5 protein-coding genes are annotated in these 13,454 nt (G+C 63.3%); 1 reads left to right on the top strand and 4 read right to left on the bottom strand.

Going from position 1 to position 13,454, the window contains the following annotated elements:
• Nucleotide 1: 1 nt before the first annotated feature.
• The 4 genes from C5L13_RS05165 to C5L13_RS05150 form a co-directional block, all read right to left on the bottom strand.
• Entirely contained in the window at nucleotides 2-3,691 is a 3,690-nt protein-coding gene (locus C5L13_RS05165) for an AsmA family protein (RefSeq protein WP_105382205.1), read from the bottom strand.
• A gap of 74 nt (nucleotides 3,692-3,765) precedes the next feature.
• Nucleotides 3,766-5,181, bottom strand: coding sequence for an FAD-binding oxidoreductase (locus C5L13_RS05160; protein ID WP_105382204.1), 1,416 nt, complete (start codon nucleotides 5,179-5,181; stop codon nucleotides 3,766-3,768).
• A gap of 823 nt (nucleotides 5,182-6,004) precedes the next feature.
• Nucleotides 6,005-9,235, bottom strand: coding sequence for an efflux RND transporter permease subunit (locus C5L13_RS05155; RefSeq protein WP_245423254.1), 3,231 nt, complete (start codon nucleotides 9,233-9,235; stop codon nucleotides 6,005-6,007).
• The gene (locus C5L13_RS05150) at nucleotides 9,232-10,455 is read right to left on the bottom strand and encodes an efflux RND transporter periplasmic adaptor subunit (protein WP_105382203.1); all 1,224 of its coding nucleotides are present in this window, start codon (nucleotides 10,453-10,455) and stop codon (nucleotides 9,232-9,234) included. The genes C5L13_RS05155 and C5L13_RS05150 overlap by 4 nt, the downstream gene beginning before the upstream one ends.
• Nucleotides 10,456-10,732: 277 nt before the next feature.
• Here C5L13_RS05150 and C5L13_RS05145 point away from each other — a divergent pair, with 277 nt between their 5' ends.
• A complete protein-coding gene (locus C5L13_RS05145; RefSeq protein WP_105382202.1) occupies nucleotides 10,733-13,213 on the top strand; it encodes an ATP-dependent helicase in 2,481 nt (826 codons plus the stop codon).
• The last annotated feature ends 241 nt before the right edge of the window (nucleotides 13,214-13,454 follow it).

The following is a 13,454-nucleotide window of genomic DNA, read 5'->3' as shown; positions in this document are numbered from 1 at the left end:
GTTATTGTTGAACGCCGGGCAGGCCCGGCAAATCGGTCGGCGGCATTGCGGGCAGGTTTTGCCGGAGCATGTCTTCGGTGGGCGACACGATGAACGGCGTGCGGTCGATCTGCCGCTGTCGCTCTTCCTCGGCGGCGCGGGCCGCGGATTCGGTAGCCTGTCGCTGACGCTCCGCTTCGGCTGCCTGTTGCCGCTCCTCGGCCGCCGCCTTTTCGCGCGCCAGCTGCCGTTCTGCGGCCTGGAAGTTATAAAGCGACACCTCACGGCGAAGCCGTTGTTTCTCCAGGACGCTCGCCTGCAGTGTCTCGACGCGCCGCCGCTCCTGCTCAAAGGCGCGCTGAGAGAGGAAATTGCCGATCGCGGTGACGTCGATCCGTTTGGTCGGCCGCGTCAATTCGCCGGAATAATCGAGCCGGACGGTCGGGTCGCCGCCGGCAAGTGCCTCTTCGCCGGCATCATAGGTGACGGCGAGGTCGGCCGATATGCTGTCTTCCAGAAGGTCGAAACGGCCCTCGCCCGCAAGCTTCGTCGCACCGACGGCTGCGGCCACGTTCTGGGCCCTCGCCTCGCCCGCCGAGATCGTCATCGGAATGGTGAGGTTACCGATCCTGGCGCTTCCCTGATGCAACAGCTTGGTCACGATAGGCCGAACCTTCTCCTCGGTGACCTCTCCGCCGAGCTTGTCCACCTCCGCCATCAGGGGTTTCATCGCGTCGGGATTGAGACCGGCAATCGTCAAGTCGCGAAGCCTCAATTCGGCCGAACCGCTCACCCCGCCGAGCAATTCGGCGAAGTTCCTGCCGGTCGATTCCGCAGAAAGAGCGAAATCCAGTCTTCCCGTCGCAACCGGCTTTCCGTCAGCCATCCAGACAAGCGGCGCGAGATCGGCATTTTCCGCCGATAGCCGGGACTGCAAAAGCCCCGTGCCGTCTCCCGTAGACATCATCAGGCGACCGGCGAGCCTGCCTCCCTGCCAGGCGCCCGCCGCATTCTCCACGACGATGCCGCCGCTGCGATGGGTGATCCGGCCGGAAAAATCTGCGATATCGCCGAGAACATCGGCCCGGAGCGCGCCGGCCTTCACATCGAGGGCGATATCCAGATCGCCGAAGATAGGCCGCGCAAAAGGTTTTGACGAAAGCTTTCCGGTCTGCGGATTGCCGAGCGGGCCAAAGATCGCCTCGCCCAACCAGGCAAGATCGAGCGTATCGACTTGAAGCGTGCCCGTCGCGGGCATCCCCGGCGCCTTGCGATCCACGCTGATGCCGCCGTTCACCGCGTTGCCGTCCACGTCGCCTCTGATTGCCGCGACTTCCACGGCCCCCGGTGTCATGCTGATATCCGCGTCCAGGGTGACCGGCAAACCGGTCCCGAACTGCGGCAGCCCGATGCCGTTCATCAGGAGGTAGGGTTCCAGATCGACGCTTTTCAACGTCACATGGCCGCGGCCTTCGCCGAAGGTCTGATCCAGGATGTCGACGTCACCGTTGAGATAGAGGGAGGTCTTGCCGGTTTCGAAGGCGAGATCCGCTTTCGCAAGCCCCTCGGGCCCCTGCCTGAGATCGAGCGAAAGCCGTCCCGGTCCGTCGCCGTCGAAGGGTAGAGGATCCAGCCCAGCCTGCCCGAAAAGCACCATCGGTTCGGCATTTTCGAGCGATGCATTGAGCGTCACGGTCGTGTTGCCGGTCAGGTCGAAGAGGCCGGAAAGCGCCAGGGCTCCCGCCACCGCACTGCCGTTCGATGTTCCGCTGACGCTGACGTCCACGCCGCCGGTATCGCCGCCGACCGTGAGATTTGCAGCCAAATTCGTGTCGGCGAACCACGCTGCATTCTGGGCAAGCCGCTGCAAAACGGGATGCGGCGGCAGCCGGTCGCGCAGCATGGCAAGGAACGCCGCCGGATCCGCGGAACGGACATTCAAGCTGCCGTTGCCGGCATAGGAGAGCAGCGAGCCTTCCATCCGGCCCCTGGCCGAGATCGTCGCACCTTCGAGATTGCCGACCGTCAGCCGCTCCAGTGAAAGCACTCCGCCTGCGACCGTAAAAGCGGTGTCGACATTGTTTGCCGGAACGCCAAACGCAGTAAACCGATCCGCTTTGAGCGTCGCCGCAACCTTGTGGTCAAGCACGTCCCGTCCTGCATCCTCGCCCGTCACCAGCGAGGCAAGCGCACGCATGGCATCGATATCGATCTCGTTGCCGGCAAGGCTGACGGAAAGGTTCGGCGTCTGGCCATCGGGCGACTGGCGTTCCAGCCGACCCTTCAGCGTTGCCGGGCCGATGGCGAGCTCAAGATTGTCGAAGCGCTGCAGCTCGGGCGTCAGGTTGACCGCCGCCGAAAAACCCGTCGAGCGGAGCTGGCGGATTTCCGGTGCGACATTGCCCGACAGCCAGTCCGCAAGCCCGGACGGCTGATTGGAGGCGACGAGCATGTTCCCGACAAAGGAAATCCGATCACGCAGGAGAAGATTGCCCTTCGCTTCGAGCTGCGTGCGGCCGGGCAGCGTCGCCACCACATTGTCGACCGTCCAGCCTCGGCCGGCCGGACGGATATCGAGCTTGATATCGCGGATGGTCGTATCGTTCGCAACGATCGCCGGCAGCCTCAGGCTCGCCCGGCCGGGCACCTGGGGGATCGGGATCGATGCGGCCATGCGGATGAAGTTGTTGATGCGGCGCTGTGCGGAAGCCGCCGGGTCGCGGCCAGTCTTTGCCCTTACGCCCTCGCCGAGCCGGTTCACGTCGATCTGCTGGCCGTCGGCCGTCAGCAGGAATTCCGGCTTCTGGCCGGTATCGAGCGTCGCTTCGCCGGTGACGACGTAGGGATTGTCGAGGGCGCCCACCTCCAGCCGGTATTGCGGAATGCGGATGCGATCATTGGTAAGCTCGAAGCCACCCTTCACCCGCGGTCCGGGCGGCGGCGGCGCAACGGGTTCGGTCTCATCTTCCTCCTGCAGGACATCGAGGGTGAAATTGCCGTTGTAGGCCGGCTTGTTGCCTGCAAGTGTCAGCTCGCCATCGAGATTGACTTCGACCGGCTGCCCCTCGGGCCACAGACGCAGGCGCAGCGGCATCCGGTTCGCCGCGGCATCCGCGGTGCCGCTGGAGAGATTGAACCGCGCCTCGTAACCATCGAGAGCGGCGTTACCCTCGCCCCGCCAGGGGCCTTGAAGCGACGCTGCGGAGAGATCGGCTGAGAGGCCGGTTATTCGCCGCGACCGGCCGGACTGTTCATCGATCAGATCGATCTCGCCGCCCGTCACATGCACGTCTTCGATCACGACGTTTCGCGCCGGGATGGATGCACGGCTGCCACGCATCCAGTCGAGCGTGCCGTCCTGCAGCAACCGGATCCGGGCCTTGGGCTCTTCGATACGCATGTCGAAGATCCTGGCCTCGCCGGAGAGGAACGGCGCAAGCTCCATATCCATGGAAAACCGCGCCACCTGCACCAGCGGCTGGCCGTCCGTATCCGCACCTACCCGCACGTCATGAAGGGTGACGGACGGAAACGGCAATATAGTCGCATCGACGGCGCCGTGGACGGAAACTTTTTTCCCGAGGATGCGGCTTGCCTGTTCCTCGAAACGGACGCGGAAGCTGGACCAGTCGACAAAGAACGGCGCGAGCAACGCCGTGAACAGCGCCACCACCACCAATCCGCCGAATGCCAAAAAGATGCGACCGAGCAACAGGTATCTCCGTGATCTCGACTAAAAGAGTAGTTCCATCGGGTCCTTAAGCAAGTCAAGCTTCAGGGAGCAGCTCATTCGCCATTCCGGAAGATCTTGCCGGGATTGAAGATGTTATCGGGGTCGAGGCTCTTTTTGATGGAGCGCATGAGACCAACGGCACTTCCCAGTTCCTCCTCCAGGAAGGCCATCTTTCCCTGGCCAATGCCGTGTTCACCGGTGCAGGTACCGTCCATGGCGAGCGCCCGGCGGTTGAGACGCTCGATGAAGGCTTCCACCTTTTCGACGGACGCCGGCTTCTTGCCGTCGAAGAGCACCAGCACATGGAAATTGCCGTCGCCCGCATGGCCGACGATCGGGGCCAGCAGCCCCTGTTCGGCAATGTCCGCCTGGGTTTCGGCAACGCATTCGGCAAGCCTTGAGATCGGCACGCAGACATCGGTCGACAGACCATCGAGTTCCGGCGCCAGCGCCCGGCTCGCCCAATAGGCGTTGTGGCGGGCGTTCCAGAGTTTTGCACGCTCCTCCGCATTGGCGGTCCAGCGAAATTCGTCGCCGCCGCATTCGGCCGCGATTTCGGAAAACTGTTCCGATTGCAGGGCGACCGTTTCTTCCGTGCCATGAAATTCGAGGAAGAGCGTCGGTTTTTCCGGATAGGAGAGTTTCGAATAGGCATTGCAGGCGCGCATCTGGACGTCGTCGAGCAGTTCGATGCGGGCAACGGGGATGCCCATCTGAATGGTCATGATGACCGCATCGCAGGCTGCCTTGACGGTGGGAAAGGCGCAGACTCCGCCGCCGATCTTTTCGGGAATGCCCTGCAGGCGCAGCGTCACGGACGTGATGACGCCGAGCGTGCCCTCCGACCCGACGAAAAGCCGTGTAAGATCGTAGCCCGCCGAAGACTTCCTGGCGCGCTGAGCGGTGCGGATCTCTTCGCCATCGGCGGTCACGACCGTGAGAGAAAGAACGTTGTCCTTCATGGTGCCGTAGCGAACCGCATTCGTGCCGGAAGCCCGTGTCGCCGTCATGCCGCCGATGGTGGCATTGGCGCCGGGATCGATCGGAAAGAACAGGCCGGTGTCGCGAAGTTCCCGGTTCAACTCTTCGCGCGTGATGCCAGGCTCTACCGTTACGTCAAGGTCGGCCGCGCTGACGCGAAGCACCTTGTTCATGCGGCTGAAATCAATCGAAATTCCGCCTGAAGGAGCATTGATCTGGCCTTCCAGCGAAGAACCGATGCCGAAGGGGATAACCGGCACGCGATGCGCCGCGCAGGCCTTCACGACCGCCTTTACGTCCTCGACACTTTCCGCGAAGACGACGCCGTCCGGCAATTGGGCCGGAAGATAGGTGGTTGTGTGGGCGTGTTGTTCCCGAAAGGACTGGCCGGTCTGGAAACGCTCGCCGAGGGACTGTTTCAGGATGCCGAGGACGGTGTTGATGCCTTCCTCGTTGTGAAGGCCCGCCTTCACGTCCTTGACCGCCATGCTCAACTCCCACCGATTTCAGAGAGATTGGTTAGGCGACGGGTCCTGCTTTGTCCAGAAGAATAGCAACCACGATCAGGCCCATGAACGACGGAGTCGTCCCTTGGCGATCCTCGGTATTTTTTGTCGGACGGGGCGCTGGGAGCTGCCTCTTATGTTTAGTTTATAGGTGACACCTCTCAGCGCCCCGTTCGGCGGTTTTTATCCGCAACTGCGGTCCCTCTGCCTTGGCCTTTCCGGATGGTGTTCGTCTGGTTCCTGATACCCGTCCGGACCAACTTACCGGCAAGGGTGAACAGGAACCGCCGCCGGACTTTCCGCTTGAGGCGGACGGACTTCAAAGAGCCCGGCGAAACCATCCTTCGGGCCACCCTGTGTGCCGCACAGGCACATCCGGCGCGCGCTTTCGGGCATCAAGAGATGAGGGCCGGTCCGCAACCCTTCATCTCTCCCCGTGTCGCCGGAGGGAGACCATTTTCCGCGAACCCCGAATGCAAGGACTTACGTCGTTTCCTTGCACCCGGCGCCGGCCCCGCCTCGCCGGAACGCCTTCCGGTGTATCCGATGCGGGACGGGGGGAGTGTAGGCATGGGTTGAGGGGGCGGGGAAAAACAAGGGTGATTTTTCCTTCGGTTTCCGCCAAGGCTTTAATTTACCTCACCGCACCCCCCTCTGCCCCGCCGGGCATCTCCCCTCAAGGGGGAGAGATGGGATGGGGCCGGAACTCTGCCCAAATCAACAGAGGCAAACAAGGATTTGATCGTGATACCGGGCCATCGCGGATTCACACCGAGCGATAGGGGCGCAGAGTGCAGCGCTCCTCCTATTCGGCGGCGAGCAGCGGCTCTTCCTTCTTCTGTTCGTCCTCGTTGGCCATTTCTTCCTTGTGCCGGACCGCATGCGCCAGTTCCTGGTGGAACCGCTGTTCCTCCTGGACATGCGGCTTGGCGAAGCGTGCGACGAGGAGATAGGCGACGGGGGTGATGAACAGCGTGACGGCGGTGGCGAGGCCGAGACCGCCGACGATGACCCAGCCGAGCGCGATACGCGCTTCGGCGCCGGCACCCTGCGCCACGACCAGCGGCACGCCGCCGATAATCGTGGCGATCATCGTCATCATCACCGGACGCAGTCGCGTAGCGCAGGCTTGCTCGATAGCCTCGCGGACACCCACTCCGCGATCGCGAAGCTGGTTGGCGAACTCCACGATCAGGATGCCGTTCTTGGCCATGACGCCGACCAGCAGGACGAGGCCGATCTGGCTATAGACGTTGAGGCTAGATCCGGTCAGCACGAGTGCAATCGCCGCACAAGCCAAGCCCAGCGGCACCGTCGACATGATGATGACCGACGACAGGACGCTTTCGAACTGGGCGGCGAGTACCAGGAAGATGATGGCGATCGCAAAACCGAAGGTCAGCAGCATCGCATTGGAGTTTTCGCCCAGCGTCTTGGCCTCGGCCATCGGGATAAGCCGCACGCCGGCGGGCAGCAGCGGCTGGGCAAGCGCCGTCACCTCTTTCACGGCATCGCCGAGGGCTACCCCATTGGCCAGATTCGACGAGATCGAGACGGAGGCGAGCTGCTGTTCGCGGTTGAGCTGAGGCGCGACAGCCCCTTCCTTCAGAGTCGCAATGGTCGACATCGGAACGATCTTGCCGTCGCCGGTCTTCAGGAAGATGTTTTCGAGATCCGTCGGATCGTCGACGGGTCGGGTGGTCGAGGTCAGCTTGACCGGCAGAGCGTCGCCCCCCACGAAGACATCCACCACCGAGCGTCCCTCGAGCAGCGCCTGCATGGCAGTCGACAGACCGGTGATATCGATGCCGAGATCGGAGGCACGCTCGCGGTCGATCGAGACCGACAGCTGTGCCTGGGTCGGCTCATTGGTGAGACGCGGCGTATCGAACAGCCGGCTCTGCTCCATCTGAGACACGAGCTTCTGGGCAGTGGATGTCAGGACGGTGTAGTCATTGCCGACCAGCGCCATCTGCAAGCCGTTGCCGGCGCCGCGGATCTTCAGGCTGTTCGATTGCATGGCGAAACCGCGCAGCGCCGGAACCCGTTGCGCCGCGGCGTTGATGTCGGACGCGATCTCGTCCTGGCTTCGCTCGCGTTCGGCCCAGGGGGCAAGCGTCAGAACCATGAAGCCGCTGTTGGTGTTGCTGCCGAAGCCGGAAATCGAGAAGATATTGGTGATTTCGCCGGACTCGCGTAGCGGCTGCAGATTTTCTTCGATCCGCTGCATCTGGTCACGGGTAAAATCGAGACTGACGCCCTGCGGAGCCGTGACGCGCAACATGACGGAAGCGCGGTCTTCGCGCGGCGTCAGCTCGCTCTTGACGAGGCCGAAGACATTGTAGGCGGCAACCGCGAAGATCACCGAAAAGACGATGACGACCAGCGGCGCGTTGAGGCATGAGCGGAGCGCCCGGGCATAGACGCTGGCAAACAGATTGCCGAACTTGCCGAGAAGCCCGTTATGCTCCTTGATCGGCTTCGTCAGCATGCGCGACGCAAGCATCGGGCAAAGCGTCAGGGCGGTAACCGAGGAGAGCGCGACCGAGAAGGCGAGCACGAAGCCGAATTCCTTGAACAGGCCGCCGATCTGACCCGGCAGGAAGGAGAGCGGAATGAACACGGCTGCGAGCGTCGCAGTCGTCGCGATGACCGCGAAGAAGACCTCCTGGGTGCCGAGTACGGCAGCGGCCCGCGGACCCATGCCCTCGGCCCGCCGCCGGACGATATTTTCCAGAACCACGATGGCGTCATCGACCACGAGACCGGTCGCCAGCACGACGGCAAGCAGCGTCAGAATGTTGATGGAAAAGCCGACGAGATAGATCGCCACCAGCGTGCCGATCAGCGCCACCGGCATGGTGAGCGCCGGTATGAGCGTCGCCCGCCAGTCCTGCAGGAACAGGAAGATGACCACCACGACGACCGCCGCCGACAGGATCAGCGCGATCTCCACCTCGTGCAGCGCGCCCTTGATGAAGGTCGCGTCGTCGCTGGTGACGGCGACCCGCGTGCCTTCCGGCAAGGTCTTCTGCATTTCCGCGACGGCATTCTTGACGCCTTCGGAGATGTTGAGGGTGTTCGACTGCGCCTGGCGGATGATGCCGAGGCCAACGCCCTGCACTCCGTTCGAACGCAGCACCGTGGTGCCGTCATCGGGGCCGAGCGAGACGGTCGCGACATCCCGGATCCGCACGTTCGGCGCAATCAGGACGTTTTCGAAATCCCGCGGCGTCGTGAGGTTTGCGGTTGCCCGCACGACGATATCCTGGGTCGTGCTTTCGATCGAGCCCGCGGGCACGTCGAGTGCCGCGCTGTCCAGCGCCTTGGAGACGTCGGCGACGGTCAGACCCCGGCCGGCCAGGGCGGCCTGGTCCACGTCGACGCGGAACACCTTGTCCTGGTCGCCGTAGAGTTCCACGTCGGCGACGCCCTCGACGGCCGCCAATCGGTCGACGATCTCGTTGTCGACGAGCTGGGTGAGGTCATCCATCGAAAGCTTCGACGAGGTGACGGCGAGCCGCATGATCGCCTCGGAATCGGCGTCCGCCTTGACGATGCGCGGCTCGTCGGCGTCATCGGGCAACTGGTTGACGACGCGGCCGACCGCATCGCGGACATCGTTTGCGGCGTCGGAAAGATCGACGGAATCGGAAAATTCCATGGTGACGCGGCTGGAGCCGAACTGCGACTGCGAGGAGAGCGCCTTCAAGCCGCTGACGCGGGCGACCGCGCCTTCGATGACCTGGGTGACCTCCTGGTCCATGGTCTGCGGCGAAGCGCCGTCATAGTCGGTGCGGACCGTGATGACCGGCTGGTCGACATCAGGCAGCTCGCGGACTTCCACGCCTGCGAGCGCTGCAAGGCCGGCGACGACGAGCAGCGTATTCAGAACTGCGGCGAGGATCGGCCTGCGGATGAAAAGCGCGGTGAAGGATTCGCCCGCCTTTTCGGCGGTGTGATGTTCGGCGCGGCTCTGTTCCGAGCTGTCCTTTTCCGGGCTGCCATGGCCAAAGCTTGGGAATTCCATCTTCATTGGCGCGCCACCTCTGCCGTTTCCGGAGCTCCGAGGACGCGGACCGGCGCCCCTTCCCTCACGCGCTGCAGGCCTTCCGTGATCACCCGGTCGCCTTCCTTCAGCCCGGATTCGACAAGCACCGTATCGGGATTGCGCTGAACCACGCGCACGCGGGTCTTGACTGACTTGTTGTCCTTGATCTGCCAGACGTAGGAGCCTTCGCCATCCCACTGGACGGCGAGCGGGTCGACGGCCGGAAAACGCTCGCCGGCAAAGCGCATGCCGACGCCGAAGGCCATGCCGGCGCGCAGCACATCGCCCGGATTTTCGACCCGGGCGCGAATGCGCATGGTGCGGCTTGCCGGATCGACACGGTTGTCGATCGCCTCCACCTTGCCGGTGAAGACCTGGCCTGGGCGGGCGATCGACGTCGCCTCGACCGGCTGGCCGGGCTCTATCGCGACGGCGAAGCGTTCGGGAGCCCAGAAGTCGACGAGGATCGCCGACCGGTCGTCGATCGTCACGACGCTGGTCTGGGTGGTGACGTTGTCGCCGATATTGACCGCCACGATGCCGGCGATCCCATCGATGGGGGCGACGATATCGCGGCGCTTCAGATTGAGTTCGGCGGTGGAGAGCGCAAGCTTGGCCGCCTCCTCCGCGATCTGCGCATCCAGCACGTCGAGGCGCGACACCGACTGCAGGTTCCGGTAGGAGGCGGATTTTTCCTGGGCGCTCCGCAAGGCCACCTGCGCCTTGTCGCGCTCGATCACCTGCTCGTCGTCATCGAGCCGGGCGAGAACCTGGCCCTTCACGACCTTCTGCCCCGAGGTGACCCTGATCTCGTTGACGGTGCCGGTCGCCTGCGGCATCACCACGACCGACTGGATTGCCTCACCGCTGCCGATCGCCGAAAGCCGGTCGTTGACCGTGCCCGTGGTCACCGGCTGTGCGTTGACCAGCGTGCCGCGATTGCCGCCGCCCTGCCCGCCTTGACCGCGCTGACCGCCGGAACCCTGGCCCGACTGGCCCTGCTGCTGTCCCGCCGGGCGATTGCCGCCTGCGGCATCGTTTGCCGTCGTCTGACCTGCCGCCTGCGGACGGATCGCTGCAACCACCTGTTCGGGCACGCCGTATTTTGCCAGCGTCTCGCCGGCGCTCGGAACCATGAAGACCCACAGGCCGAGAGCAAGGACGATGACACAAAGACACAGAAGGAGTTGTTTCCAAATCCGCATTCAATACTCCAAGCAGGCAGGCCAGATGCAAGTCGTTGGCCAAGTATCCTTTTTTGCGTGTGCACAAGCAATGGAAGAATGCCGACCTTACGGAAATGTAACCTCACGGGATTTCACGGTTTTGTTAATTCGGATGCATACATGCATTGCGGGATTCGGCCCCCATGCAGGACACCGTCCTCCGCTTGTCCACAATTTGGCCCTCTCCCGCGCGGACACTGGGAATAAAAGAGGAACATTTTCTGGTCTTTCGGGTCCGAATCATTACATTGGCCGCATGAGTAACAGTTTCGACGACATTCCGTTCTTCGACGAGGAGCCGGCGCCGCGCAAAGCGGCTGCTCCTCAGGAGAACAACGCCGGGCTCGGCATCGCCGCCCGCGCCATGGCGGCCCGCGACCAGTCCCGCGCGGCACCCGACTATCTCTCCGGCCTCAATCCCGAGCAGCGCGAGGCGGTGGAGACCATCGACGGCCCGGTTCTGGTGCTCGCCGGCGCCGGCACCGGCAAGACCCGCGTGCTGACCACCCGCATCGCCCATATCCTTGCGACCGGCCGCGCCTTCCCCAGCCAGATCCTTGCCGTCACCTTCACCAACAAGGCGGCGCGCGAGATGAAGGAGCGCATCGGCGTGCTGGTCGGCGGGGCGGTCGAGGGCATGCCCTGGCTCGGCACGTTCCACTCGATCGGCGTCAAGCTTCTGCGTCGGCACGCGGAACTCGCCGGCCTTCGCTCCGACTTCACCATTCTCGATACCGACGACGTGATCCGGCTGATCAAGCAGCTCATCCAGGCCGAGGGGCTGGACGACAAGCGCTGGCCGGCCCGCCAGTTCGCCGGCATGATCGACACCTGGAAGAACAAGGGCCTGCTGCCGGCCGATATTCCCGAAGGCGACGCCCGCGCCTTTGCCAACGGCAAGGGCCGCGAACTCTACGCCGCCTATCAGGCGCGGCTGAAGACGCTGAACGCCTGCGACTTCGGCGATCTGCTGCTGCATCCGATCGCGCTTTTCCGGCAGAACCCGGATATCCTGAAGGACTATCACAACAAGTTCCGCTATATACTCGTCGACGAGTATCAGGATACCAATACGGCGCAGTATATGTGGCTGCGGCTGCTTGCCCAGCGGCCGAAGGGCATACCCCAGAACGTCTGCTGCGTCGGCGACGACGACCAGTCGATCTATGGCTGGCGCGGCGCGGAAGTGGACAATATCCTTCGCTTCGAGAAGGATTTTCCGGGCGCCAAGGTCATCAAGCTGGAGCGCAACTACCGCTCCACCGAACATATTCTGGGCGCCGCCGCGCATCTCATCGCCCACAACGAAGGCCGCCTCGGCAAGACGCTCTTCACCGACCGGGTGAACCCGGACGACGAGAAGGTGATGGTGCATGCGGCCTGGGATTCGGAGGAAGAGGCGCGCGCCGTCGGCGAGGAGATCGAACGCCTGCAGCGCGGCGACGCGGACGGCAAGAAACATGCGCTGAACGACATGGCGATCCTCGTGCGCGCCTCCTTCCAGATGCGCGAGTTCGAAGACCGGTTCGTGACGCTCGGCCTCAACTACCGGGTCATCGGCGGTCCGCGCTTTTACGAGCGGCTCGAAATCCGCGACGCCATGGCCTATTTCCGGCTCGTCTGCCAGCCGGCCGACGACCTCGCCTTCGAGCGGATCATCAACACCCCCAAACGCGGCCTGGGCGACACGACCGTGCGCTACCTGCACGACTATGCCCGCGCCCGCGACATACCGATGCTGGCAGCCTCCACCGACATCATCGAGACGGACGAGCTGAAACCGAAAGCCCGCAAGGCGCTGTTCGACGTGGTGCAGAGCTTCAGGAACTGGCAGACGCGGCTGGAGACAACGCCGCATATCGAGCTTGCCGAACAGATCCTCGAAGAGTCCGGCTATACGGACATGTGGAAGAACGACAAATCGGCGGAAGCGCCGGGCCGGCTCGAAAACCTCAAGGAACTGGTCCGCTCGATGGAAGCCTTCGAGTCGATGCGCGGCTTCCTTGAGCACGTCTCGCTGGTCATGGACGCCGAGCAGAACGAGAACATGGATGCGGTCTCGATCATGACGCTGCATTCGGCCAAGGGGCTCGAATTCGACACCGTCTTCCTGCCCGGCTGGGAAGAAGGGCTTTTTCCGCACCAGCGGGCGCTCGACGAAGGCGGCCGCTCGGGGCTCGAGGAGGAACGCCGCCTCGCCTATGTGGGCATTACCCGCGCCAAACATCGCTGCCATATCTGGTTCGTCTCGAACCGCCGCATCCATGGCCTGTGGCAATCGACCATGCCGTCACGCTTCCTCGACGAACTGCCGCAGACGCATGTGGACGTCGCGGTCGCCGACAGCAATTACGGCGGCTATGGCGGCCGTGGAGGTTACGGCCAGTCGCGCTTCGACAAGGCCGATCCCTTCGCCAATTCCTATTCGACGCCCGGCTGGAAACGCGCCCAGCAGAACAAGACCGACGCCACCCGCGACAACTGGGGCACCCGCTCCGGCCATGCCGTCGAACGCATCGGCTACGGCGAAAGCGGCCCGCGCGGCCGGATGATCGAAGGCGAACTGGTGGCCAAATCCGTCGCCGACACCCCGTCCCAATTCTCCGTCGGCGACCGCGTCTTCCACATCAAGTTCGGGAATGGGAACATCTCGGCCATCGAAGGCAACAAGCTGACGATCGAATTCGATCGCGCCGGGCAGAAGCGGGTGCTTGAGGGGTTTGTGGAGCGGGTGTGAGGCAACTAGGTCAAAAGGAGCTTATTGAGCGTTACGTTCTCGGGGCCTGGTTCCTAAAAATACGTCTCATGAGCTCTCGCCGACAACTATGGGCGCAAGAAGCGTCTTTAATTCATATTGAGAATGCAGCCCTTCAGTTTCGCAAGATCTGCGAAATGATTTCATATATGTGCCTCGCAGCGTCAGGTTTGGAAACGGGTGCGATCCCAAAGTCATTAAAGGGATATCAGGTCGGTGCTGT

Source organism: Neorhizobium alkalisoli, from assembly GCF_002968635.1.
Lineage (GTDB): Bacteria > Pseudomonadota > Alphaproteobacteria > Rhizobiales > Rhizobiaceae > Neorhizobium > Neorhizobium alkalisoli.
The sequence above is the reverse complement of the archived record's forward strand: the minus strand, read 5'-3'. Positions and strand labels throughout refer to the sequence as shown.